Source organism: Pedobacter sp., assembly GCF_965249885.1.
Taxonomy (GTDB): Bacteria; Bacteroidota; Bacteroidia; order Sphingobacteriales; family Sphingobacteriaceae; genus Pedobacter.
This window is the reverse complement of sequence record NZ_OZ252254.1, coordinates 972,790-998,285: the sequence shown is the minus strand read 5'-3', so window position 1 is coordinate 998,285 and position 25,496 is coordinate 972,790. Positions and strand designations below refer to the sequence as shown.

At 38.3% G+C, this 25,496-nt stretch carries 18 protein-coding genes; 12 read left to right on the top strand and 6 right to left on the bottom strand.

The annotated features are described in order from the left end of the window. Positions 1–107 precede the first annotated feature (107 nt). The 4 genes from ACY2A0_RS04220 to ACY2A0_RS04205 all read left to right on the top strand — a co-directional run bounded on the left by ACY2A0_RS04220 (position 108) and on the right by ACY2A0_RS04205 (position 3,435). Positions 108–446, top strand: coding sequence for a hypothetical protein (locus ACY2A0_RS04220; protein WP_113639660.1), 339 nt, complete (start codon positions 108–110; stop codon positions 444–446). Between the two features lie 72 nt (positions 447–518). Next, a complete protein-coding gene (locus tag ACY2A0_RS04215; protein WP_461788317.1) occupies positions 519–2,117 on the top strand; it encodes a SulP family inorganic anion transporter in 1,599 nt (532 codons plus the stop codon). Between the two features lie 11 nt (positions 2,118–2,128). Further along, positions 2,129–2,764 carry a carbonic anhydrase family protein gene (locus ACY2A0_RS04210; RefSeq protein WP_461788316.1) on the top strand — a complete coding sequence of 212 codons (636 nt, stop codon included), beginning with the start codon at positions 2,129–2,131 and terminating at the stop codon, positions 2,762–2,764. A gap of 17 nt (positions 2,765–2,781) precedes the next feature. Then, the gene (locus tag ACY2A0_RS04205) at positions 2,782–3,435 is read left to right on the top strand and encodes a carbonic anhydrase (protein WP_461788315.1); all 654 of its coding nucleotides are present in this window, start codon (positions 2,782–2,784) and stop codon (positions 3,433–3,435) included. Positions 3,436–3,549: 114 nt separating this feature from the next. Here ACY2A0_RS04205 and pruA read toward each other — a convergent pair whose 3' ends face one another. Continuing rightward, complete coding sequence (gene pruA, locus ACY2A0_RS04200) at positions 3,550–5,184, bottom strand: L-glutamate gamma-semialdehyde dehydrogenase (RefSeq protein WP_461788314.1); 1,635 nt, start codon at positions 5,182–5,184, stop codon at positions 3,550–3,552. A 360-nt stretch (positions 5,185–5,544) separates the two neighbouring features. Here pruA and ACY2A0_RS04195 point away from each other — a divergent pair, with 360 nt between their 5' ends. The 5 genes from ACY2A0_RS04195 (at position 5,545) to ACY2A0_RS04175 (ending at position 17,353) form a co-directional block, all read left to right on the top strand. Then, positions 5,545–11,052, top strand: a complete 5,508-nt coding sequence (locus ACY2A0_RS04195; RefSeq protein WP_461788313.1) for a T9SS type A sorting domain-containing protein — start codon at positions 5,545–5,547, stop codon at positions 11,050–11,052. 111 nt (positions 11,053–11,163) lie between these two features. Continuing rightward, positions 11,164–11,808: a TetR/AcrR family transcriptional regulator gene (locus tag ACY2A0_RS04190; protein WP_461788312.1), complete on the top strand. Its 645-nt coding sequence runs from the start codon at positions 11,164–11,166 to the stop codon at positions 11,806–11,808. After that, a complete protein-coding gene (locus tag ACY2A0_RS04185; RefSeq protein ID WP_461788311.1) occupies positions 11,808–13,187 on the top strand; it encodes a TolC family protein in 1,380 nt (459 codons plus the stop codon). The genes ACY2A0_RS04190 and ACY2A0_RS04185 overlap by 1 nt, the downstream gene beginning before the upstream one ends. A 30-nt stretch (positions 13,188–13,217) precedes the next feature. Next, positions 13,218–14,282, top strand: coding sequence for an efflux RND transporter periplasmic adaptor subunit (locus ACY2A0_RS04180; protein ID WP_461788310.1), 1,065 nt, complete (start codon positions 13,218–13,220; stop codon positions 14,280–14,282). 17 nt (positions 14,283–14,299) lie between these two features. Next, positions 14,300–17,353: an efflux RND transporter permease subunit gene (locus tag ACY2A0_RS04175; protein ID WP_461788309.1), complete on the top strand. Its 3,054-nt coding sequence runs from the start codon at positions 14,300–14,302 to the stop codon at positions 17,351–17,353. A gap of 40 nt (positions 17,354–17,393) precedes the next feature. Here the strand turns inward: ACY2A0_RS04175 and eptA are convergent, their stop codons facing one another. Both eptA and ACY2A0_RS04165 read right to left on the bottom strand, forming a co-directional pair. Then, a complete protein-coding gene (gene eptA, locus ACY2A0_RS04170; protein WP_461791270.1) occupies positions 17,394–18,932 on the bottom strand; it encodes a phosphoethanolamine--lipid A transferase EptA in 1,539 nt (512 codons plus the stop codon). Beyond that, positions 18,901–19,863: a phosphatase PAP2 family protein gene (locus tag ACY2A0_RS04165; protein WP_461788307.1), complete on the bottom strand. Its 963-nt coding sequence runs from the start codon at positions 19,861–19,863 to the stop codon at positions 18,901–18,903. Before ACY2A0_RS04165 ends, eptA begins: the two co-directional genes overlap by 32 nt. 120 nt (positions 19,864–19,983) lie before the next feature. Here ACY2A0_RS04165 and lpxK point away from each other — a divergent pair, with 120 nt between their 5' ends. Genes lpxK through ACY2A0_RS04150 form a run of 3 tightly spaced genes read left to right on the top strand, consistent with a single transcriptional unit; the run spans position 19,984 to position 23,829 of the window. Beyond that, entirely contained in the window at positions 19,984–21,027 is a 1,044-nt protein-coding gene (gene lpxK / locus ACY2A0_RS04160) for a tetraacyldisaccharide 4'-kinase (RefSeq protein WP_461788306.1), read from the top strand. Further along, entirely contained in the window at positions 21,008–21,823 is an 816-nt protein-coding gene (locus ACY2A0_RS04155) for a purine-nucleoside phosphorylase (protein WP_461788305.1), read from the top strand. The genes lpxK and ACY2A0_RS04155 overlap by 20 nt, the downstream gene beginning before the upstream one ends. Continuing rightward, on the top strand, positions 21,823–23,829 hold the full coding sequence (locus ACY2A0_RS04150; protein ID WP_461788304.1) for a putative porin: 2,007 nt from the start codon (positions 21,823–21,825) through the stop codon (positions 23,827–23,829). Before ACY2A0_RS04155 ends, ACY2A0_RS04150 begins: the two co-directional genes overlap by 1 nt. 51 nt (positions 23,830–23,880) lie before the next feature. Here ACY2A0_RS04150 and ACY2A0_RS04145 read toward each other — a convergent pair whose 3' ends face one another. The 3 genes from ACY2A0_RS04145 to ACY2A0_RS04135 form a co-directional block, all read right to left on the bottom strand. Next, complete coding sequence (locus tag ACY2A0_RS04145; protein WP_461788303.1) at positions 23,881–24,282, bottom strand: hypothetical protein; 402 nt, start codon at positions 24,280–24,282, stop codon at positions 23,881–23,883. A 15-nt stretch (positions 24,283–24,297) separates the two neighbouring features. Next, positions 24,298–24,648 (bottom strand): DUF4180 domain-containing protein, encoded by a 351-nt coding sequence (locus tag ACY2A0_RS04140; protein WP_461788302.1) that lies wholly within the window; start codon positions 24,646–24,648, stop codon positions 24,298–24,300. Between the two features lie 87 nt (positions 24,649–24,735). Continuing rightward, positions 24,736–25,422, bottom strand: coding sequence for a porin family protein (locus ACY2A0_RS04135; RefSeq protein ID WP_461788301.1), 687 nt, complete (start codon positions 25,420–25,422; stop codon positions 24,736–24,738). Between the last annotated feature and the right edge of the window lie 74 nt (positions 25,423–25,496).

Sequence of the window (25,496 nt, the reverse complement as noted above, 5' to 3'; positions counted from 1 at the left end):
GCGGGAAAAAAAAGACTAGTTACTATTGCAAACATATTACGTAATTAAATTTGATATTCAATTTTTGAACGTTACTTTTGGTAACAACAAAATAACATTTCGTTGATATGGTGTTAAGGAAATATAGGTTTTTATTAGCGATAGCTTTCTTGGGCATTTTTGCCAGCAAGATGGTTATTTCTGCTGCGCCTTTATTTTTAAAACACTTAGACGATGATTTTATGGTTTCGGTAATCATGCAACTGGAAAATGAAAACAGTGCAGATGAAAGCGGAAAATCGACAGTAAAGTATTTGGACTATAAGTTGATGTTTCATAAATATGAGCTCACTTATGTACATCTAGATTTGGACTGCGGCGTGCCAAGTAGTTTTATAGAACACTCTAGGCGCTATGTAGATCCGTATCATCCCTCTGTTCCAACGCCCCCTCCTAATTTTTCTTAAGTTTTTTTCGCAATTGTGGCCCACTAGAACCACAATTTTTAACAACATCAAAACTTTAGAAATTAATTTATTATGAAAAATTCAAATTCGGCCTCAGTAGGAGGTGGAATAGGTAGATATTTTCAGGCGAAGAATCTTAAAGCTGATTTGCCTTCAAGTATCGTGGTGTTCCTTGTAGCGCTTCCCTTATGTTTGGGTATTGCGCTAGCTTCGGGAGCGCCATTGTTCGCCGGTTTATTAACTGGTATTATTGGCGGAGTGGTGGTTGGTGCCATTAGTGGTTCGCAACTTAGCGTAAGCGGTCCGGCCGCGGGTTTAACTACCATTGTATTAGCATCAATTACAAGCTTAGGCGATTATCAAACTTTTTTAATGGCGGTGGTGCTAGCTGGTGTTTTCCAGTTATTACTTGGCGTTATCAAAGCTGGTACCATAGGCAATTATTTTCCTTCTAGTGTAATTGAAGGGATGCTTGCCGGGATTGGTATTTTGTTGATTATGAAGCAACTTCCTCACGCACTAGGTGTCGATAGTGACTTTTTTGGCGATGAGAGTTTCTTCCAAAAAGATGGAGAAAATACTTTTTCGGCGCTTGGAAATGCTATGCAGCACTTTACTCTCGGCGCTATTGCTATCAGTGTATTGTCCGTTTTAATTTTAGTCTTTTGGCCTAAATTTAAAAAGTTGGCGGTAGTTCCAGCTCCTCTTGTCGTAGTGATTTTAGGCATTTTTGGCGCCATTTTATTTAATGGATCTGCTGGTGCACTGAAGGAAAGCCAGATGGTGAAAATTCCAGTGGTTAACAGTGCTTCCGAGTTTTTTGGCTTGTTTATGTTGCCTAATTTCTCTGCTATCTTTGATCCCAAAGTATTAACGGTAGCGTTAACCATTGGCGTTGTAGCAAGTTTGGAAACTTTGTTAAGCTTGGAAGCTGTAGATAAGATAGATCCTTTAAAGCGTGTATCACCTACTAACAGAGAATTGTTGGCTCAAGGTGTGGGAAACATTACCAGTGGAATGCTTGGTGGTTTACCTATGACAGCGGTAATCGTAAGAAGCTCTGCGAATGTAAATGCTGGAGGAAGAACAAAAATTTCTGCGATTACGCATGGTATGTTATTACTGTTATCCCTGCTTTTTATTCCTTCGCTAATCAATATGATTCCGCTTTCTTGTTTAGCAGCCATTTTATTGGTAACAGGATATAAATTAGCAAGAATATCATTGTTTAAGCACATGTACCGCAAAGGTTGGGATCAATTTATCCCATTTGTGGTAACTGTTGCTGGTGTAGTTGGTATTGATTTATTGAAAGGTGTGGGTATTGGTATGGCTGTTTCTATCTTTTACTTGCTAAGAACAAACATGCGTAATCCATTCTTTTATAGGGTTCAGGAAGAGGGGAATAAGAAAAATATCAGGATTAAACTGGCCGAGGAAGTATCGTTCTTAAACAAAGCTTCTATTCAAGTGTTGTTATCCAAAATTCCGGATGAAACCAATGTAATCATTGATGGAGCCAACTCTAGATATATTGATCCTGATGTACTGGAAGCAATCTATAATTATAAGCATAATGCTTACACTAAAGGGATAATTGTAACTTTGGAAAATATCAAGAAAAGTTATTCAATTCCCAAACTAAACACAAAAATTATTGATCAACATTAAAAATTAGAATAATGAAGGCACATACATTAGAAACTCAGGCTACCATCACTCCTGAGAAAGCGCTACAAATATTAAAAGAAGGTAATGATAGATTTGTGCAAAACTTGAAGGCCAACAGAGATTTACTGGCACAAGTAAATGACACAAGGGCGGGGCAATGGCCGTTTGCCGTTATATTAAGCTGTATCGATAGCCGCACTTCTGCAGAATTGATTTTTGATCAGGGATTAGGAGATATCTTCAGCGTAAGAATTGCTGGAAATTTTGCAAACCAAGATATTTTGGGTTCTATGGAGTTTGGCTGTAACGTAGCGGGGTCTAAACTAATCGTAGTTTTAGGACACTCTAAGTGCGGTGCTTTAAAAGGAGGCTTAGATGCAGATGCGATTCGTGGCATGGGAATGGATAATCTTACACATTTGGTTGATCATTTTAGTCCAATTATTGACGAGGTTATTAATGAGGGAGAAGAGCGATCTTCTAAAAATGATGATTTGTTGGAAAGGTTAAATGTACAGAATGTGAAGCAAACGATAGCAGATATTCGTAAACAGAGCAGCACTTTGAACCAAATGGAACAAGATGGGAAAATCAAGATAGTTGGCGCCAATTATAATGTAGAAACTGGTGTTGTAAGCTGGTTGTAGTAAATTTATAATAGCATATGTCATCAAATCAAGATAAAATTACTTACGAAAGTTTATTGGAAGGCAACAAAACTTGGGTAGCCGAAACACTGCGAGTGGACCCCAATTTTTTCGATGAGCTAGCGGCAGGTCAAAACCCACCAATTTTATGGATTGGCTGTTCCGACAGTCGTGTGCCAGCTAACCAGATTACCAATACGATGCCTGGCGATATCTTCGTACACCGTAATATTGCCAATGTGGTAACACATAACGATATGAGCTTGTTAAGTGTGCTAGATTATTCGGTAAATGTATTGAAGGTGAAACACATTATTGTGTGCGGCCATTATGGTTGTGGGGGAGTAAATGCGGCGATGGGCAACAAACAAGTTGGCTTAATTGATAACTGGCTGAGGAATATCAAAGATATTTATCATGCCAATGAACAAGAAGTCGCAAAAATCCAAGATCCTCTGCAAAAATTTGATAGAATGGTAGAATTAAATGCTATTCATGGGGCTAAAAACGTAATGAGTACATCAATTGTACAAAATGCTTGGGCTGCGGGACAAGAGCTTGGCGTTCATGCTTGGGTTTACAGTCTGAAAACTGGCTTAATCAAAGATTTGAACACTAGTGCCTCTAGTGCGTCCGATGTTTCTCCTCTATTTAAAATGGATATATCTTAGGTATAGGTGTAGAAGCGCATGTAATGTAGAAAGAGGTGCCTAGCGTTTAGGCACCTCTTTTTTATGAAGAAAAAGACGCCTTTATGGGGCGTCTTCTTTTTATCCGGCTATTGATTAATCATTTGCCAAAAATGGATATCTGTAATCCTTTGGTGGATCAAAAGTTTCTTTAATGGTACGTGGGGATACCCAACGCAATAAGTTGATCATTGATCCTGCTTTGTCGTTAGTGCCACTTCCTCTAGCGCCGCCAAAAGGCTGTTGACCAACTACGGCTCCGGTACATTTATCATTGATATAAAAATTACCTGCTGCGTTGCGAAGCGCATGAGTTGCTTTTTCAATTGCATATCTATCTTGTGCAATAACAGCTCCCGTTAATGCGTAGATAGAAGTGCTATCTATCAATTTTAAAGTAGCGTCAAAATCAGCATCTTCATAAACATACACTGTTAGTACTGGTCCGAAAAGTTCCTCGCACATGGTAGCATATTTAGGATCCTCAGCTACAATAACTGTTGGTTCAATGAAGTAACCAGTGCTTTTATCATAGTTTCCGCCTGCAATAATTTCTACACCTTTATCATTTTTAGCGGCATCGATATAACTAGCCAATTTATCGAATGATTTCTCATCGATAACTGCATTAATGAAATTACCGAAATCTTCTGTAGGGCCCATTTTCAAAGTCGCTAAATCTCTCAAAAGAAATTCTTTAATTGCTGGCCATTTGCTTTTAGCAATATAAACTCTTGAAGCAGCGGAACATTTTTGACCTTGGTATTCGAAAGCACCACGTAAAATGGCTGTGCTGGAAACTTCAGCATCTGCTGAGCCGTGGATAAGAATGAAATCTTTACCACCAGTTTCGCCAACAATGCGAGGATAAGTTTTGTACTTGTGGATGTTGTTGCCAATAGTTTTCCAGATATCTTGAAAAACGCCAGTTGAGCCAGTAAAGTGAATACCAGCAAAATCAGGATGTGCAAAAATTACATCACCTGCATCAGGTCCAGAGGCATAAACCAAATTAATTACGCCAGCAGGTAAGCCTGCTTCACGGAACACTTCCATAATTACATTAGCCGCATAAATTTGCGTGTTTGCAGGTTTCCAAACCACCACATTGCCCATCATCGCCACACACGAAGGTAAGTTTCCTGCAATTGCGGTAAAGTTGAAAGGCGTTAATGCAAAAACAAATCCTTCTAATGGACGTTGCTCCACTCGGTTCCAGCTTCCTTTTGGTGATACCGGAGGTTGTTGCTTGTAAATATCTGACATATAGCTTACGTTGAAACGTAAAAAATCGATCAGTTCGCAAGCGGAGTCAATTTCAGCCTGAAATGCATTTTTGCTTTGGCCAAGCATGGTGGCCGCATTAATTTTGTATCTGTATGGTCCAGCAAGTAAGTCGGCTGCCTTAAGGAAGATAGCAGCTCTTTGTTCCCAAGCCAGATTTTCCCAATCGGCCTTTGCGGCTAATGCGGCGTCAATTGCTTGTTGAATATGCGCTTTAGTTCCTTTGCTATAGGTGGCTAAAAGATGTTTGTGGTCATGCGGAGGTGTGATTTTACCTTTTTCTTCGGTGAAAACCTGTTTATCGCCAATGTACATTGGGATATCAATTACTTTAGACCTCCCCTCGGCGAGCGCCGCTTTTAACAGTTTTCGTTCGTTGCTACCCGGTGCATAACCCAAAATGGGCTCGTTTACTGGGCTGGGAACATTAAAAAATCCTTTAAGCATAATAAGTGTAAGTTTTGGCGCAAATATAGGGCTTTAATTTCGCATAGTGCAACCGTTACTTTCTTAAATATCGAGCTGAATTTGAATCACATATACCCAGATTCTGGTATTTTATTTGAGCGATGTCACCCGTAAATTGCACAAGGCTCACCGTTAGGTAACGTGCAGATTAATAGTGGTGTTTCGTAAACCAGAACTCCACTTTCATCAATTTTATCAAAAAAATAAAACAGTTCTGAACGAAATTTGTTCGACCTACTCAAGACAAAAGCGCACATAAACGTAAAAAATATTTTTTTATTATAAATGTTGCTATATTTATACTCCTTTTAGGAATAAAGTTCTTTAAATCAAATCAATATGAGAAAAATTCTACTCAAAGCATTGCCTATGTTGTTTGTAGCATTAATATTTGCGGTTCAATCTGCAAATGCGCAAACCTATTATGTTGACGTATCTTCCGGTAATGATTCAAATACCGGTTCGTCGCAAGCAAATGCATTTAAAACCATACAAGCGGCTGTAAATGCGGCGGTAGGAACTTCGGTAATTAATATAGCCGCAGGTACTTATCCAGAAAATGTAGTGATTAGCAAAAGTAACATTACATTAATGGGTGCCGGCTCTGGTGCAAACGGAAATGCTGCTCCAGCGGCTCCAAACTCTACAGTGCATACCATTATTACTGGTGGTGTAGATCCATCTGGAATTGGAGTTGCATTATCGGGTACTCAAACCAACGTTACTGTTAGAGACTTGATCATTTCGGGCTATAGCAACAATGGTTTTTTTGCTCCTGCTAACTCCAATAATCTATCGCTAATTAACTTACAAATTAATGCCAACTGTACAGTGGATGGCCGCGGCGGTGTGTTTATTTCTGGCGGTATCAACAATGTACTCATCCAAGGTTGTGCTGTGCAAAACAACGGTCCTGGCGTTTCAGCTCGTGGAATTGCCATTTGGGATAATCTGAAGTCAAATGTATCTATCACTAACAACTATGTTGTATTTACTAGTTGCTGCGGTATCGATTTAAATGACGGTACATCATCTGGTGTTAACATTTCAAACAACACTTTAATTGCAGGTTCAGCTTCAAGTGATAGCGCTATTGGCGTTTTAGGTATGATGGCGGGAAGTGGTGCTAACATTATTGCTAACAATAGCATTACTGTAGCAAAAAGGTATGGTATCGAGATTAAAAATCCAGCTGGATCAGGTCTAGATGATGAATTGGCTGATGGTGCCATCATCGTGAAAAATAACACCATTACGCGTACTGATGCAGGTGCTGCTGTAATTGGTGCAGAAGGTAGGGATATTGCCGGTATTGCGGTTTTCAGAAGATCTTTTACCCCAAGCAATCCGTCTGGGTATATTGATGTGCCGAGCGGTGTAGTGATTAAAGACAACACTATCACGGGTTTTCAGCAGCCTAATGCAATTGGCGAGGGCTATGGAATTGTGGTTGAAGGGGTAAGAATGACAGTAAAAAATAACACGGTTAGCAACTGCGATATCGGTATTCAACGTCAATCTGGAAATGCATCTAATTATGTAAAAAATAATAGCGGTGATGCTGATCAGGCTGCTTCAGGTAGTACTTACTTCAATAGAGGTAACGCTCCTTTTTCAGCTAGTATTTTACTAAGTAGTAACAACCTAGGTACTGGCAATAGCGTACAAACCCGTGACGAGTTTGCTAGTGGTACCTATTTGGGAGATAACCAATTCGTGTTTAACGCTACCAAGAAAAATAACTATGCAACTATTAATTTAGCAGTTGAATATGCAGCTGCAGGAAATACATTAGAACTTTCTCAAAATACGTTCGATGAGTTGGTGGTGGTTGATAAATCATTAACTATAGATGGTATCAACAAAAGTAATAGAACGGTTAAATATACTGGTGCTGCTATTACTTCAGGCGTTATCACACCAGCGATTTTTAAAGTTTCAGCTCCTAATGTTACGATCAAAAATGTAACTATGGAGGTTGACTTAGCCAAAATTTGGTCGGCAATAGTTAGTAATGGTGATGTTGCTGGCTTAAGCATCGTTAACAATAACATCAATGCTGTACGATCAGCAACAAGTAATGCTGCAGCATATACTGATCGTAATGCAGTGGGTATCAACATCTCTGGTAGAGCTATCCCTGGAGTAACCAATGCTTCAAATCCTTCGGGTTTAATTACGTTCCAAGGAAATACAGTTAATTACACAAATGATCCAACACCTGCAAACGTAGCTGCATTTAGGGCGGCAGTAGCAGTGGATAATTACAATGTATTGGTTGAAAATAATATCACTACGGCAGTAAATCACGATGTAACTAACCGTTTCCAAACTACTCCAGGACAAAGTATTTTAAGAGACAATGTTTTTAACGGTGGTGGTATCGAATTTTCTGAGCCTAATGCTCCATACGGAGGTACATTAGTTGAAAATAATGATTTTAACTATTTGCTGGGTGGTTTCCCAACCTTTGCTTTGGTTAGATTTAAAAACAACAACGCCAATAAGCCAGTGTCGTTCACTAACAATCAGGTTAGGAATCACTATTGGTTGATGAGTTTGGAAAATTTCCAAAATATTAATGTTGAAGGAAATACATTTACGCCAATTAAAAATGCAAGCGATTATTTCCAAATCATTTCTGTAAATACAAAAACGATTTCTTCATCGGCCAATACAAAACTTCCAATTTCGGCTAACATTGTAGGTAACACTTTCAATGGCGTAGCGGGTTCGGTGGGTTCGAGAGGTATCGCTTTTTATAACCACGATAATGCCACTCCACAGTTTGGAACTTTAACGGTTGGTGCGGTTGGAAAACTAAATGTGTTTAACAACAACATCAGTACGTACCTTTATTTAGATAACAATAATGGTAATGCTACTAAGGATGGTGGTAATGTTGGTTTAGCTGGATATCCAGAATATGGAGGCAGCATTTCATCTACAACTACTGGTTATTGGTCAACTGATGTCCGTGCTGATCAAAATAGCTTTTATGTTGACGGCCAATTGAGAACAGTAGCTTCATTAACACAAGCGCAAAGAACATTGCTAGATGCTTTGATTTTCGATAAATTGGATAATGTAAATATTGGCAAGGTTAATTATTACTTCCCTATTAGAAATATTACTACTACGGAAAACTTTGCAACTATTCAGGATGCCATTAACGATTCAGACACTCAAAACGGTGACATTATCAATGTGGAGAATGGAACTTATACATTAACGGATGCAGTAACAATCAGCAAAAGTGTTACGATTAGAGGTAATGGCGGTGCACCTGCTACAAAACCTGTAATTAATGGTGTTGGTAATGCAACAAATAAAACTTTATTTGAAGTAGATGCTGCTAACGTTAAAGTACAAAACTTTGAATTCCAGATAGCTCAAACCGGCAACGCAATGATTGGCGTTGGAACTACGTCGACTGATAATTTCAACAATTTGGAAGTATCTGACAACATTTTCAGAGGAATGAAAACCTTCGCAACTGGATTAGCTTTTGACAGTTATGCCTTAAAGTTGGGAAGATTATCTGGAGGTTCTTCACCTAAAAACCAAATTAGTGTAGTGCGTAATGAGGTAACTTATAGTACCTTAACTCCTGATTTATTCGGAAGGGCATTTTATGCTTACAACGTTTATGGTAAAATTGGTGGTTCGGCATTAGATGCGAATACTGCTGGTGCATTTTACGTATTGCAAGCTGGCCAAATTGGTTCAGGTGCTTCTGGTCTAGAGTTTTCACATAATAATGTACTGGGCGGAGTTGTATCAGTAATTGGTGCTGATGCTGGTGCGCATAAAATTGCAAATAACACTATTGGTTCTGGTATCACTACTATGACGCAGGCTAACTCATTAGCCACTTATTTAGAAGTACGTGGAACTAGAAATGCAGCTGCTACTATCGAAGTGAGCGGAAATACTATCCAAAACTACTCGAACATTGGTGCTTTTATCCAAAGATCAGACAATGTAACTTTATCTGGCAATACTTTCACGCCGTTTCAAGATGCGTCTAACACTAATTTCGCTTCAATTGTATTCTCAAGTAAGGAAGGTACAAGTGGAGCTCAATCTGCAGTAGAATCTAAAAACTTGACCATTGCTGCTAATACATTTAATGGCAGTGGAGTTAATGGTGGTACCGGAATTTTGTTCTATAACCACAATGCAAGTCCATCTATTAAGGCTTTAACTAACGCTAAAATTGGTGGTTCAGATGCAAATAAAAATACATTTAATGCAAGCTTAGCCAACTATATCACATTAGATGCTACGGCATCGGGTACTAGTGCTGCTTTAACTGCACTTTATGGTGCTCAAGATGGAACTAACACCACCAATGTTTTGCCTTTTGATGCTGATATAGATGCTTCATACAATGTGTTTGGTGCGGTTAATACAGGTACATCAACAAATTTCGATGATTTGGTAGCTGTTAAAGCTAAAATTTCCGACGGTGTAGATAATGGCTTAACTGGTTATGTGAACATCCAGCCTCAGAAAGCATTTATTGGTTTAACTACCAATAAAGCCAATGCTTTAAGCAAAGTGCCGGATAACTTCAATATCGTTTTAAAGAATGATGACGCAGTTTATTTCAACATGGGCAACAGCACCATTACTAAAGCGTTTACTTTTAGCATCGATAACAATACTACCGATGAAATCATGTTCGGTGATTTAACTTTAAATGCGCTTGCTAAAGAAGTAACTTTTTCAAACAAGGTAAAAGTTAATGAAAACTTTACTGTAACTGAAGGTAAACTAACCGCTAGTCAAGGTCTTACTTTAGACGGAGCTAAGGCAATTTCTTTCAACTTAACTAAGCCAGCTAACTATGTTAATGGTAAAGTCACCTTGTTAAATGCTAGTACTTCAAGTGCTACTAACTTGATTATCGGTAATGCTTCGGCTTCGGCTTTAGTTGGTATTGCCGAGTTAACTTCTACATCAGACTTTGATTTCCAATACTTCCCATCAAGCTATAGCAACACTACAAGCTTTAACAATGGGGTGTTGGGTTACATCAGCAACAAAGAGTATTGGGTAATCAATAGAATTTCTGGAGCTGGTAGTGCTAAGGTAAACTTGGGTACTTATGATTTCGCAACTTCTGGCTTCAGTAGCTTTGCTTTGGCTGATGCTAAAATAGCTAGGTTTGACACAGGTTCTACTTCATGGGTTGATGCTGGAAACAGCTCAAATAACGTCACTGCTAATGTTGGTGCAATGCTTTCTGGCGCTAATACCAACTTCGGTGTATTTACGTTTGCAAAAACTCCTTTAAATGTTCTTCCAGTAAAACTGATTGCATTTAAAGCGCAGGCTACTAATGGCGGTGCTTTGGTAAAATGGACAACCACTGAAGAAAAAGATGTGGCAAAATTTGAAATAGAAAAAAGCTTTAATGGTAAAGATTACTTTGTGATCCACACCCGTTCAGGCCAAAACAATTTTGCTGCGGTAGTTAACTACGAGTTTTTAGACAAGAGCTTTTCGCAGTCGGCTTACTATCGTTTAGCACAAACTGATCATAACGGTGATAGAAAAGTTTTTGATCAGTACACGGAGTTTGTTAAAGGTTTAGCGAATTTATCGGTAATGGCTTATCCAAATCCAGTGGCAAACAAATTGTTTGTCAGCGTGGGTTCAGATAACAAAGAAACTGTTAAAGTATTGCTTACTGATTTGACAGGTAAAACGCTGAAAACTAAAACTGCTGATAATTCGCAGCCAATTGAACTTGATGTTGCAGGAGTAGCTGCAGGATCATATATCCTCCAAGTGGTTAAAGACAGCGGAAACGTAGCTAAGAAAATCGTAAAACTGTAACAATTTTTACAACTATAATTAGGGAGGGGAAGCGAAAGCTTTCCCTCTTTTTTTTGTCAAAAATTTTATTTTTTTAAAAATATTAACACTGTTAATTATATTTGTTTCGTAATGGAAGAAACGAAAATTAAAAATAAGCGCTTAGAGAGGAAGGAAGAAACTCGTCGCCGTATATTAGAGGTAGCGAAGGAATTGTTTTTAAAGCACGGTTACGATGAGGTTTCAATCAGAAAAATTGCGGATAAACTGGCAATTAGTCCCACAACTATTTATCTGTATTATAAGGATAAAGGTGATGTGATTTATGCGTTGCATCAGGAAGGTTTTAAGTCGTTGGCAATGCAGTTTGATGTACTCAGAAACGTAGATGAGCCTTTTGAGCGCTTAAAGGCTATGGGACGAATTTATATCAAATTTGCTTTGGATAATCCTGATTTTTATGAGCTTATGTTCATCATGAAAGAACCTATAGATTTTGTGAACAGAAGTTGTGCTAGTGAATGGGAGGAAGGCGGAGCCGCTTTTGGAGCTTTAGTAAATACGGTTGCTGATTGCCAAACTAAAGGTTATTTCAACGGGATTGAGCTGCATGCCATGGCGCTTTATATTTGGTCTACTATACACGGCATTTGTAGTTTGAAGCTCCAGGGGCATTTGGATCATGTAGTAAAAGAACATTTGCCTAGCCAAGGAAATACATCTGCATTGGAAGCGGCATTTAACACTTTAGTATCTGTTATCAAAGGAATAAAATAATGAAATTAACACCGTTAATAAATAGGTTATCTTTTTGCTTGTTCATCTTTGTATTTATTGACTGCGTATCTATTGCAAATGCGCAAAATGTTCTGGACAATTACGTGAGTGAAGGGTTGAAAAGTAATATTGTGCTTCAGCAAAAAAATATCTCGTTAGAAAAATCACAGTATGCGCTAAAAAATGCTAAAGGCTTGTTTTTGCCATCTGTTAGTTTGCAGGCTGCGTACCAAACTGCTGATGGTGGGCGTAATATTCCTTTGCCATTGGGCGATTTGATGAATCCCGTTTATCAAACCTTAAACCAAATTACTGGAACTAATCGGTTTCCAATGTTGGAAAATCAAACCATCAACTTTTTGCCTAAAAATTTCCATGATGCTAAATTGAGAACTACAGTACCAATCATTAATACGGATATCATCTACAGCAATAAAATTGCGAAGCAGCAAACTGTGCTAAAAGAATACGAAGTACAGATTTATAAACGGGATTTGATTAAAGAAATTAAAACGGCTTATTACAATTATTTGAGTGCTTTGGCTGCGGTAGATATTTACCAGTCTGGCGTACAATTGGCCAAAGAAGGACTTCGCGTGAACCAAAAGTTATTGGAGAATGGCAAAGGTTTACCTGCATACGTTTTGCGCTCACAAAGCGAAGTTGAGAATGCAAATGCCACTCTGCTTGATGCGGAGCAAAAAGTAAATAACGCCCGATTGTATTTCAATTTTTTACTGAATAGGGATGCCAACGATGCGGTTGAAGTTGAAATTCAAGATCAAGCAGATTTAGCGAAGGTAGAAGGTTTGCTAGCTGGTTTAAACACTGGGGGCGAAAGAGAAGAGCTTAAGGCTTTGCAGCAGGTAGAGGGAATTAACAGGAGTGTGCAGAAAATGAATGGGCAATTTGCCGTTCCAAAATTAGGCGCTTTTTTAGATGTAGGTACGCAATCGGAGGGATTCAAATTTAACTCGAATACGCGTTACTACATGGTGGGTTTACAATTGGAAGTGCCAATTTTTTCAGGAAATCGCAATAGCAATAAATTGAAGGAGAGTGGCCTGGATTTAAAGAATGCGGAACTCAATTCTAATTTGGTTGCTCAACAGCTTAATTTAGCGGCAAAAACTGCTCAAAATAGTTTACGTTCAGCGTATCAAACTTACCAGTCGTCGTTAAAACAATTGGAAGCCGCCTCCACCTATTTAAGATTAATTGATAGAGGTTATTTGGCTGGCGCCAACTCTTTCGTTGAAACCGTGGATGCCCGAAATCAATACACTTCAGCAAAAATTTTAGTGAACGTCAATTTATATAAAACGCTAATTGCTCTCGCCAATTTAGAGCGTGAAACGGCATCTTTCTCAATTAACTAATTATTACCATTTAAGATTAAACAACTCAATATGATCAACGCAAAAATCAAAAGCTTTGTACTTATTGTACCGATAACAGCAATATCGATTTTATCTGCCTGTAAGGGAGGTAAGGAAAGAGAAAAAGTGATGATTCAGCAAGATACAATACCTGTTAAAGTGATCAGTTTAACCGCTGAAAATACTGATGCGCAAATTGTTACTTCTGGTTATTTTACCACTAACGATGAAACTCTACTTTCTTTTAAGAATGGTGGTGTAATTAACCGCATTTACGTAAAAGAGGGCGATCAAATCACTAAAGGACAATTACTTGCTACGGTAAATCCAACGGAGATAGGTTCGCAAGTGGAGCAGGTGCAGCTATCTCTACAAAAGGCACAACGGGATTACGAAAGGGCAAACAAACTTTTTAAAGACAGCGTAGCTACTTTGGAGCAGTTACAAAATGCAAAAACGGCTTTTGAAGTGGCTAAACAACAGCTACAATCGGCTAAGTTTAACGAAGGTTACACCGCCATACGAGCTAGCAAAAATGGCTATGTTTTACGCAAGTTAGCGAGCGATGGTCAAATTGTTGGCCCTGGTACGCCAGTTTTGCAAATCAATGGTGCTAACGAAGGAAAGTGGATCTTGAAAGTGGGTTTAAGCGATAGCCAATGGTCGGCATTAAAAATTGGCGACAAAGCAAGCATTACTTCAGAGGCGCTACAAGGAAAAATATTGCAGGCAAAAGTGAGTAGGAAAGCAGAAAGCATTGATCCGCAAAGCGGCACTTTCGGCGTGGAATTGTCTTTGGAAAGCGGTGATTTAAAAGGTTTGGCTGCAGGTCTGTTTGGTAGGGCAACCATTTATCCATCTACCAAACAAACGGCTTACAGCCTGCCTTATGATGCTTTGCTTGATGGTGGTGAAAATGAAGGCTACATATTTGTAACCAATGATAATCAAACAGCAAAGAAGGTAAAGGTGCAATTGGGTGCGGTGCAAAAAGATAAAATTATTGTGTTAGGCGGTTTGGAAAATGTGGGTTCGGTTATTGTGTCGGGCAGTGCTTATCTCACAGATGGTTCGAAAATCAAAGTAGTAAAGTAACTAAGCCATAATTAGCAATGAAGATTTCAGATTACGCAGTAAAAAATTATCAGTTCACCTTAATTATGGTGTTAATGGTAATGGCTTTGGGAATTACTACGGTTTTAAATATGCCGAGGGCCGAGGATCCTGATATGAACCCGCCCAACTTTCCGGTAATTGTGGTGTATCCGGGAGCGAGCCCTAAAGACATGGAAGAGCTAGTGGTGAAGCCGCTGGAAAAACGTATTTACGAGCTTGATGATATCAAAACCATTAAAACTACCATTAGAGATGGCTTGGCCGTATTTGTGGTGGAGTATAAATATGGCGTAAATGTTGACGATAAATATCAGGAACTGGTCAGGGAAACCAATAGCGAACGTGCCAATTTGCCTCAAGAAATTTATGCCATGGAGGTGCAAAAAATTTCTCCTTCGGACGTGAATATTTTACAAGTTGCACTGGTGTCGGAAAATGCTTCTCGTGACCAATTAAAAGCTGCCGCTGAAGATTTACAAGATCAGTTGGAGAAAATTCCTACACTTAAAAATGTAAATGTGTATGGCATTTCTGATCAGCTGGTTAAGGTAGATTTAGACCTGGAGAAACTAGCTTTATTGCGTATCCCCGTTACGCAAGTGAGCAATGCCATCCAAAGTGAAGTGGCAAATATTCCTGGAGGTAGCATTGATGTTGGTACCAAATCGGTTAACATTAAAACAAGTGGAAATTACCAAAGTATTGATGAGATAAAAAATACCATAGTTGCCAGTAACGGTGGTAAAAACACTACTTTGAATGACGTTGCAAAGGTGTATTTCGATTATTCACAAGAAAAGCATATTACGAGGTTAAACGGTTTCAGGTGTGTATTTGTAACCGCGGCACAAAAGGTAGGCAACAACATTACGCAAACACAAAAAGCTTATTTACCAGTATTAGATCAATTCAAAAAAACTTTACCCGGCAATATTGATCAGCATGTAATGTTCGATCAAGCTGATAATGTAAATACCCGCTTGGGAGGCTTGGGGATAGATTTTTTAATCGCCATTGGCTTAGTGCTTATTACGCTATTGCCTTTGGGAACAAGGGCGTCTTTGGTGGTAATGGTTTCTATACCTTTATCCTTAGCTATCGGAATCATTTTGATTAACCTGCTTGGCTTCAGTTTAAACCAATTAAGTATTGTGGGTTTGGTGGTGTCCTTAGGTTTATTGGTTGATGATAGCATTGTAGTTGTTGAAAATATTGAACGATGGATGCGTGATGGTCATAGCCGGTTACAAGCATCTTTGCTGGCCACCAAACAAATTGGAGTTGCTGTGGTGGGGTGCACCGCTACTTTGGTTATTGCCTTTATGCCATTGATGTTTATGCCAGAGGCTTCAGGTGAATTTATCAGAAGTTTGCCAGTGGCTGTAATTTGTTCGGTAATTGCGTCAATGTTAGTAGCGCTTACCGTAGTGCCATTTTTATCAAGTAAGTTATTGAAGCCGCATGCCGATGTACATGGTAATATCTTTTTGCGTACGTTACAAAAAATTATTCATGGTTCTTATGCAAAATTGCTCGACAAAGCTTTGCAAAAACCTCTTGTTACTATTGGTATTGGTGTGTTGATTTTTATTGGCTCGGTAGCACTAATCCCAGTAATTGGATTTAGCTTGTTTCCGGCATCGGAAAAGCCACAGTTTATTGTTGCAGTTTCAACGCCTTTACAATCTAATTTAAAGTACACCGATTCAATCACCAAGCAAATTGAGAAAGAACTGAAGGAAATTCCAGAGGTGAAGTACTTCGCTTCCAATGTAGGCAAGGGAAATCCGCGTATTTACTATAATCTGCTGCAAACCAATGAACGTACCGATTTTTCTGAAATTTTTGTGCTACTGCATCCAGATGTGCGTGCCGATCAAAAAGTAGCGTTAATTGAAAAGCTAAGAGCAAAATGGTCGCCTTATCTAGGAGCAAAAGTGGAAGTGAAAGATTTTGAACAAGGGCAGCCAATTATTTCGCCAGTGGAGGTAAGGATCTTTGGAGATAATTTAGATACGCTACGCCGGTTGGCCGCTAAAACCGAAAATCTGTTGCTGAAAACTGAGGGCACTATTTACGTTAATAATCCGCTGAAGAATTTAAAATCAGACATTAAGGTAGATATCAATAAAGAAAAGGCTTTAGCGCTAGGTGTTCCTATGATTAACATTGATCGAACAGTACGAATGGCTATTGCAGGCTTCGAAGTTGGTAAGTTCCTCAATCCAAAATCAAGTGGCGATGATTATAATATTTTACTCACTACAAAATATGCCTCAAATCCCAGCTTAAACGTTTTCGACAACTTGTACGTAAACAACGTAATGGGAACGTCAATTCCCTTAACTCAGGTGGCCAACTTAAAATTGGAAACTTCGGCCTTGAGTATCAATCACCATAATAAGATACGTACGGTTTCCGTGAACTCATTTGTGCAAAAGGGTTACTTAAATGATAAGGTAATTAAAGACGTAGAAGCGCAAATGAAAAAAATGCAACTGCCAGCGGGTTATCATTTTGAGATGGGTGGCGAAGTGGAGAGTAGAAATCAATCATTCGGCGGTTTTGGTAGCATTATTTTAGTAACGCTATTCATGTTCGTGGCGGTGCTGGTCCTTGAATTTAAAACCTTCAAAAGTACGTTAATTGTGCTGTCTGTAATTCCTTTAGGTATTGTTGGTGCGGTATTGGCACTAATGGTTACTGGAAATTCGCTATCGTTTGTAGCTACTATTGGTATTGTAGCTTTAGCAGGTATCGAAGTTAAAAACACCATCCTTTTAGTGGATTTTACCAACCAACTGCGTGCCGAAGGGAAAGAACTGAATGAAGCTATTGAAGAAGCGGGTGAAGTGCGTTTCTTGCCAATTATTCTAACCTCACTAACTGCAATTGGTGGTCTGTTGCCCATCGCAATGTCAAGTAACCCACTGATATCGCCGCTGGCTATTGTAATGATTGGGGGATTAATTAGTTCCACTTTGCTATCGCGAATCATTACGCCGGTGGTTTACAAGTTGATGCCGCCTAAAATCAATCAAGCCCAATAAAAAATCATACCGACGGTGTAAAAGCCGTCGGTATCATCACTTATTTAAAAATGCTCAATTGCTCGTTGTAAACAGGACTTTTAATATCAAGGAGATTCAGTACACTATGGAATACGTGGTGTTGAGAAGCTGTATTGATAGGCTTAAGTTGCTTCGAATCTTTGGAAGTCCAAACAATAAAAGGAATATCGAATTGTTCGTTAGGCGCAATACTCATCGGAAGTCCATGCATGTAGAGGTTTTTTTCTCCTAAAGATTCGCCATGGTCCGAAACAAAAATCATCGCACTTTTATAGTCTTTAAGTTGCTGTAAATCCTCAATAATACGGTGTAAAATGTAATCAGTGTAAACAATAGTATTGTCGTATGCATTTACAAGTTCCGTTTGCGAACAGTTGCCTAGCTCTACACTGTTGCAAACTGGTTTAAAGGTTTCAAAGTTAGCAGGGTATTTTTTGCTGTAAGTTGGTCCATGGCTGGTAGATGTGTGCAGCACAATTAAAATCTTACTTTTGGTGCTCGCTAAAATTTGTTGCTTTAAGTTTGTTATAAGCACCTCATCATAATTACAGCCATCACCTTTACAATCTTTATCTAACATTTCTTTGGTTTGATAATTTTTGATGTGCACAGGTGGTTCGCCCCAATTGGTTGTACGCCAAATTACGTCAACATTATTTCTATATAAGTAGTTGGGTAAAATTTCATACAAATCGCCGCTTTCGGTATGTTCCAAAATACATTTCACACCAGCTGTAGTATAAGTAGCGCATGATGTTGCTTTGAACGTATGTAAATTTTCCGTTGTAGAAAGGTAAGGATTGGTGTTTTTCTTATATCCGTAAAGGGAGAAATTTTCGCTTCTAGCTGACTCGCCAATTACCAAAACCACTACTGATTTTTCGTTATTTGTAATGGTGGCATTCGGCAGCAGAATTTCTTCTTTGTTCTCCTGAGCCTTGTGGATATAGAACCGGCACAGGTTTACTGTGTAAGACCAAGGCATGGCCAAGCCGCCTAATTGCTTCGAATATTTATCAATCCAAAGCCAATTACTTGCGTTGGCAAAAATGAAAACTGCAATAAATAATAGAGTTAATGATGCTTTGGTAAGGAATTTTTTGAGCGTGTCCTTTACAATCTGTGCTTTAATCACAAAAACAGAGGGCAGAATGCCGAAAAATACAATATATAAAATCAGCTTAAAGGAGAAAAAACTACTTGATTCCGCGTAGTTTGTGTTAAGCACATTGCCCACCATGCTTTCATCAATAATAACATTGTAGCTATTCACGAAATATACTGCAACCGAATTGACAAGGAAAAAAAGTACAGTTAAAAACTTGCCTGCTATGGTTGAAGCCGAATAAATCAAATAAAACACAAAAGCATTTAACACTAGCATCAATATTACTAATGAGGTAATGATACTAATGCCAGTGAAGCTTTTATAATCGAGGTTATTGAAAACGAAGGTAAAAAATGGAAGATGAAATAAAATAAAATTAAGGCCACTGATAACTAATACGAAATGGATTAATTTGATTTTATCTTTTGATACAAGCTTTTGTAAAAACATAGGAGGAAAAAGCTAAACTTACGATGGATAGGTAAAAAATAAAAAGATTATTACTGGTGATTTTTGTGATAAGTACAAAACAGCAAATCAAAAATAAACCAATGAAAAATGGGTAGTACTTTCTTTCGCATATCCAACCCCAAATATTGTATTTCTGGCATACTAAAATTCCTGTTATGCCGCAAATATAGCCAACAATACTACCAATAAGCACATCAAGTGGATAATGTGCACCCACAGCAACTCTGCTCAATGCAATGAAGAAGCCAGCTGTTACAATGAAAACGCACCATAAAATTCTGTTTTTTAAAGCTTTAGGCATAAAGCCAAACATTAAAACAGTGAGCGTGGTAAATATCGTGATAGTGTGTCCGGATGGGAGGCTATTATTGCAGGTGAGTGTATCTCCAATAATGGTAAAGCTGCTATTGTTAAAAGTAGCGGCAGGCCTGGGAACCAAAAAAAAGGTTTTCAATACAAAAGTAATCAGCAGCGATACCAGTGACGAAGTAATTAAGTGCTCCCAAATTTTAGGTCGGCGAATAATTAAAATGGTGAGAAACGAGAGCAGCACCAAAGCGTCCCCTAATTGCGTAAGATTAAACTCGAGGTTTGGAAATTGAGATAACTTTGCATTGATGTAATAAAAAGCACTTTTTTGTATTTGCCTATAAGAATCGATGTTTAGCGCATCTTCACTGTACAAAAAAAATGCAATGGCTATTAGCAAACCCACTGGTAATAGAAAGTAGGAAGGCTTAACTTTTGCAAAATTTTCAGCAGCAGCTTGGTTAAAGCATTTTGCTTCGGCGTTATGCATTATTAAATTAGATTTGTTCGGTTTATTAGTTTGGTTGTCGCCTTGTTGGTTCGCCTTAATTACTAACTTGTTAGGCATTTTTCTCAACAACTGCGTTGTAAATATAATCATACATTTCTTTTTACCAAACGGGTTTTTTTACCCTAATATTGTTTAGCATGGTTTTATCTAGATGATACGTTTGGTTTAGTTGAAGGTATTGCTGAATATTATAGCTATTTTTGAAGACTGATGCTAAAATACCTACGCCTTCTTTTATTGCCCTTTAACTTGGTATATGCCTTGGTGATTTTTGTACGCAATCAACTTTATGATTGGGGAGTCTTCAAATCAACAAGCTTCGATATGCCTATCATTTGCATCGGTAACTTGGCAGTAGGCGGATCTGGCAAAACTCCAACCACAGAATATTTAGTGAGATTGTTGCGAAATTATAAAGTGGCCATTTTAAGCAGAGGCTATGGTAGAGTAACTAAAGGTTTTATTTTGGCTGATGAGCATGCCAGCGCTGAAACCATCGGCGATGAACCTATGCAGTATTATCGAAAATTTAAAGATATTACGGTAGCAGTTTGCGAAGATAGAGTTACCGGAATTAAAAAGCTCAAAGACACGCATGAGGTAATTTTACTGGACGATGCCTACCAGCACCGCAAAGTAAAAGCTGGTTTCAATATTTTACTTTTTGAATTTGATAAATTGTGCAACTGGCAAATGTTGCTGCCTGCCGGAAATTTACGAGAAACTTTTTCCGGGGTCAATAGGGCTCAAACGGTACTCGTCACCAAATCGCCTAAAGTAATCGACGAAAACTCACTAAACAGGTTTTTAAAAAAATTGAAGTTGTCAGGAGATCAAAATTTAGCTTTTTCGCATATCGGCTATCAAAATTTGCAGGCGCTTTATAGTGAAAATCAGGTTGAACTTCAAAAAAAACAGGAAGTGTTTTTACTCACTGGTATTGCCAATCCTGTTCCGTTGTGCCAGTATCTCACTTCAAAGGAAGTTATATTACACCACTTCGAGTACCCAGATCATCATCGTTTCACTGAACAGGAAATAAAAGCGCTTATTAAAGCGTTTGAAGAGCATCCGGCAGGCCAAAAGATAATTGTGACCACCGAAAAAGATGGACAACGGTTATTAGATGCTAAATTAAAAGATTTACTGTTAAATTTGCCAGTATATTATTTGCCTATCAACATTGAAATTAACGCTGCTGAGCAGGCAAAGTTTGACCAAAAAATATTAGAATATGTTGCAAGCGCTAAATGAATCAATAAAGTATATTAAAAATAAAATAGGCGATTTTAAGCCAGAAGTGGGGATAGTTTTAGGTACTGGCTTGGGCGGACTAGTGAACGAGATTGAGATAGCTCACAACATCATGTATTCCAGTATCCCGAATTTTCCAATTTCTACCTTAGAGTTTCACTCGGGAAAGTTGATTTTCGGAACGTTGAAAGGGAAAAAAGTAGTTGCCATGCAGGGCCGTTTTCATTACTACGAAGGCTATAGCATGCAGCAAATTACTTTTCCGATTCGGGTAATGAAATTACTTGGTATCCAGTATCTTTTTGTTTCAAATGCTGCGGGATCTTTAAATCCATCGTTCAAAAAAGGCGATTTGATGATCATTACAGATCATATTAACTTACAGCCTGAAAGTCCGTTAAGGGGATTGAACAATGAAGATTTCGGTCCTCGTTTTCCAGATATGAGTCAGCCTTATCATAAGGAATTAACTGCGAAAGGACTACAAATTGCCGAAGAGCAGCAAATTACCTGTCATCAGGGCGTTTACGTATCTGTAACTGGGCCAAACTTGGAAACTAAAGCAGAATATAAATACTTACGAATTATAGGCGGTGATGCTGTAGGTATGAGTACCGTTCCGGAAGTGATTGTTGCTAACCACATGGGTATGCCTGTTTTTGCCATTTCTGTTTTAACGGACGAAGGTTTCCCTGAAGATTTGAAGCCGGTTAGTTTGGAAGAAATTATTGAAACTGCAGCTAAGGCAGAACCGAAAATGACGCAAATTTTAAGTCAGCTTATTTCCACGTTATAATGTATAAAATATTACTTGCCCTGCTTTGTTGTTATATTTTGTCGGTTGCTGATGCTTTTGGACAAGATTTAAAAACCTCTATAGCGGGTAATAAAGAGCTGGATTCGTTACGTAAAAAAGAGGAGCAAGGTCGCGACTCGGTGATTTTTACCTCTAAATATGTGCGCTATACTACCCGTAAATTAACGAAAGATAGCATACAAACTTTACCTATCGATACCACCTTAACTGGCATACAAAATTTTAGTCCAATTGCGCAGCCCCGTACTCCAACCGTTGGTACCGGACTAGTTGGCTTGGCTGCTGCTCCACTGCTTTTTACGCCGGTTAAAACAATTGGTTTTGATGCAGGATTTCACTCTCTGGATTATTATAGATTTACCCATGATGATACCAAGTTTTACAGGGCGAGATCCCCGTTTACGAGCTTGTCTTACATTAGTGCAGGTGATAATGTACAGTTGTTAAAAATCATCCACTCTCAAAACATCAAACCAAATTGGAACTTCGGCGCTAACTTTAATCGTATTGGGGCCAACGGATTTTATGCGCACCAACGCGGCGACGATTTGAATGGTGCATTATTTACCTGGTATCAAACTAAAAATAAGCGGTATAATATATGGGTAGATGCTGTTTTCAACACGCTTAAAGCTGAAGAAAATGGATCAATATTAAAGGATGATATTATTTTTACCCTACAGGGAGATAATTTAGTGACGAAAGAAGCTGAGCCAACGCGTTTTAGGACCGCTAGGCAGTTGTATCGTGATAACTCTATTATGATTAGGCAAAGTTATTTTGTCGGTCGCATCGATAGTACTGTAAATAGTGCTAATCAAAACATACTTCCTACTAATAAAGTTACCTACACTTTTGTTTACGATAACAGCTCATACAGCTTCAAGAAAAACGAAGAAGACGCTTACAATGTACTTCCAGTTCCTAAAGCAAGCTTAACTTTCACCAACGATACAACCAACGTAAAACACATACAGAACGAGTTTATCTACAGCTTTTTTTTAAGGGCTAAACAAAGTTCTTTTATTAAAAATGAGTTAAAGGTAGATGCGGGTGTAAGACACGATTTTTATAATTTTAGACAGCAAGTTCTTCAGGAAGACGGAAGTGCCTATTACAAACGAAACTTTTCAGCTCAAAATACAACCTTACTCGGGGTGTTAGGCTACAGATTTAGTAATAAGGTAGATGTAAATTTAAACGTACAGCAAATTTTTCAGGGTTTGAATGCTGGAGATTACCTTTATGAAGCCAACAGCAATTTTATGCTTAGTAGTAAAGCAGGTAAAATTGTGATGAGTGCTTATACGCAAAACAAATCACCTGAAGAAATCTACAATCGGTATTACGGCAACCACTATGATTGGGATAAACGTAGTGACTTATCAAGAACAAAAACTACCAATTTTACGTTTGCCTACCTTAACCAATTTTTAAAATTAGATGCAAGTGCTTCTTACTACCTCATTAGCAATTATTTATATTTCGTTAACTCTCCTAGTGTAGTAAACGCAATTGTGCCTACGCAATATGGCAGTGAAATTAGCTTGCTGCAAATTAAAGTTGGAAAGCAGTTCGATAAAGGTAGTTTCCATGCCAATGCTTACGGCGTTTACCAAAAAACTGATGCCAAAAATATTCTGCGTACGCCTGAAATTTATGTTTTTGCCAGTGTTTACAAGGATCAAACTTTTTTTAAAGCATTAAAAACACAGATCGGATTTGATGTTTTTTACAATGACACCTATTTAGCGAGGTCATATTCTCCGGCAGCTAGTCAGTTTTACAATGGAAGTGATGTTACTTTCGGCTCAAAACCAGTCGCCGATGTTTGGATAAAAGCCGGCTTACGTAGGGCAAATATTTTTGCGAAATACCAGTATGTTAACCAAGGTTTATTTAGTAGAGGATATTACACCGTTAACCGTTATCCAATGCCAGACAGGTTGCTTACCTTGGGTCTGACTTGGAATTTTTACGATTAAAAACGTAAAGATTTTTACCTAAGGGGTCTCTCTAGTGCACTGTTGATTAATTTATTCAGCAACTTTTCCAGCGAAATAAGCAACTGGAAGGTAGGCACCTAACAAATCAATTAATGTAAACCAAATTGGTGAAGGTAGTACAACCACCATCCAAATGCCACCACTTAGAAATACAATACCAATAATTATTGCGAAAAACAATTTTTTAGTGGCTATTCTGGCAGCCAGATAGGCTCCTACAAATGTACCCAGTGCATGTGCTAAAAACGGGAAGATAAAATGTTTAGGCTCAAGCAGGTGCATTCCAGCTTTCAAGCCTTCTTCGGTTGTCATGTCAACACCTGCCGGTGGTGTTATGAAATTTCCGCTCATTAAGATGATGCCCATATTTACAATGCTGCCAATTAGTAGCCCAGTAATAATAGCTAAAACGTTTCTTAAAATAATTTTCATAAGGTTTAGTTTGGTTTAACGATTTAAAGCACTAATTGCTTCTAAAGTTGAATTTACGAAATTAATTTGGCCCGCTTTATTGCTCTCGAAAATAAAGTCTTTCAAGCTATTGCTTTCAAATTTCTTAAGATCGCCTACTATAGCTAATTTAATTTGGTAGTTGGAGAATTTTTGCAATATCTCTCCAGCAAGTTTTGTACTTAGGTCAAAAAAGCGGGGAGTAAGTTGTTTCTCATCAATGATTAATTTGTTAACGCCTTGAAAGTATGCGTTGCCAACCAAATCTGTGCCGTCTTCCACACTATTGATTACGGCATCCGTTGAGATCAATTGTCCAATACCATTGTCTAAAGTAATAATTTCCATTTTCAAATTTAGTGGATTTAAGCGCATTAAAAAAGCCAGTCTCCCGAAGGAAACTGGCCATACGATGAGTTGTTTTTATGATAGACCTTAGAATGAATAACCTAAGCTAAATCCCCAAACTCGGTTGTTAGCTTTACCGTCATCGCTTCTAGCATTTTTTGGAAACATATTCGTTAAACCCATGCCGTAGTTTGCGCCTAGCATGAAGCCATTATTTAAGCGATAGCCTACGCCAAAGTTTGCTCCAAAATCGGTACTTGAGAAATCGTCGTCAGCTTTACTTCCAAATTTCAAGCTTTCCTCTGTAGTTCCTGTACTTGTACCATTGGTGATTTTGGTTTTGCTTTTTCCATCAACGTTAAAGCCAATGTAAGGTCCTGCACTAAGTTGAAATGCTCCCGACTGTCCCGTAGGAATTCTCAGTACAGCATTTACAGGCACCTCAATAGTCATAATATTAATCGTTTGCTCGCCAGTTATTCCGGCAAATGTTCCTTCAAACTTGGTACCTTTATTTTGTAGTGATACACCAGGTTGGATAAAGAAGTTGTTACCTACTCCAAAATCACCAAAAACGGTAAAATTATAACCCACATTTTGTTTGGTAGCATCATTCAAACTCTTGGCATCACCAAAATCGCTAAAATGCATGGTGCTTAAGTTTACTCCAGCTTTAATCCCAATACGAGCATCATTGCCGCTCATGGTAGTTTGAGCAAATAAAGCTGATGTTGACAATAATAGAGCGCTTCCTAATAATATGATCTTTTTCATGATTTTCTTATTTGCGTTGAAACCATTTTCAACACAAGTTTAAAACCAAAAGCTATGCCATTGCAAAATGCTGT

What these genes read in the sequence shown, in the direction of transcription:
- ACY2A0_RS04145 (WP_461788303.1), bottom strand. Translation starts at nt 24,282, where the DNA reads ATGAAAATTATTTTAAGAAACGTTTTAGCTATTATTACTGGGCTACTA.
- ACY2A0_RS04190 (WP_461788312.1), top strand. Translation starts at nt 11,164, where the DNA reads ATGGAAGAAACGAAAATTAAAAATAAGCGCTTAGAGAGGAAGGAAGAA.
- ACY2A0_RS04180 (WP_461788310.1), top strand. Translation starts at nt 13,218, where the DNA reads ATGATCAACGCAAAAATCAAAAGCTTTGTACTTATTGTACCGATAACA.
- ACY2A0_RS04185 (WP_461788311.1), top strand. Translation starts at nt 11,808, where the DNA reads ATGAAATTAACACCGTTAATAAATAGGTTATCTTTTTGCTTGTTCATC.
- lpxK (WP_461788306.1), top strand. Translation starts at nt 19,984, where the DNA reads ATGCTAAAATACCTACGCCTTCTTTTATTGCCCTTTAACTTGGTATAT.
- eptA (WP_461791270.1), bottom strand. Translation starts at nt 18,932, where the DNA reads ATGTTTTTACAAAAGCTTGTATCAAAAGATAAAATCAAATTAATCCAT.
- ACY2A0_RS04165 (WP_461788307.1), bottom strand. Translation starts at nt 19,863, where the DNA reads ATGATTATATTTACAACGCAGTTGTTGAGAAAAATGCCTAACAAGTTA.
- ACY2A0_RS04175 (WP_461788309.1), top strand. Translation starts at nt 14,300, where the DNA reads ATGAAGATTTCAGATTACGCAGTAAAAAATTATCAGTTCACCTTAATT.
- ACY2A0_RS04135 (WP_461788301.1), bottom strand. Translation starts at nt 25,422, where the DNA reads ATGAAAAAGATCATATTATTAGGAAGCGCTCTATTATTGTCAACATCA.
- pruA (WP_461788314.1), bottom strand. Translation starts at nt 5,184, where the DNA reads ATGCTTAAAGGATTTTTTAATGTTCCCAGCCCAGTAAACGAGCCCATT.
- ACY2A0_RS04220 (WP_113639660.1), top strand. Translation starts at nt 108, where the DNA reads ATGGTGTTAAGGAAATATAGGTTTTTATTAGCGATAGCTTTCTTGGGC.
- ACY2A0_RS04140 (WP_461788302.1), bottom strand. Translation starts at nt 24,648, where the DNA reads ATGGAAATTATTACTTTAGACAATGGTATTGGACAATTGATCTCAACG.
- ACY2A0_RS04195 (WP_461788313.1), top strand. Translation starts at nt 5,545, where the DNA reads ATGAGAAAAATTCTACTCAAAGCATTGCCTATGTTGTTTGTAGCATTA.
- ACY2A0_RS04150 (WP_461788304.1), top strand. Translation starts at nt 21,823, where the DNA reads ATGTATAAAATATTACTTGCCCTGCTTTGTTGTTATATTTTGTCGGTT.
- ACY2A0_RS04205 (WP_461788315.1), top strand. Translation starts at nt 2,782, where the DNA reads ATGTCATCAAATCAAGATAAAATTACTTACGAAAGTTTATTGGAAGGC.
- ACY2A0_RS04155 (WP_461788305.1), top strand. Translation starts at nt 21,008, where the DNA reads ATGTTGCAAGCGCTAAATGAATCAATAAAGTATATTAAAAATAAAATA.
- ACY2A0_RS04210 (WP_461788316.1), top strand. Translation starts at nt 2,129, where the DNA reads ATGAAGGCACATACATTAGAAACTCAGGCTACCATCACTCCTGAGAAA.
- ACY2A0_RS04215 (WP_461788317.1), top strand. Translation starts at nt 519, where the DNA reads ATGAAAAATTCAAATTCGGCCTCAGTAGGAGGTGGAATAGGTAGATAT.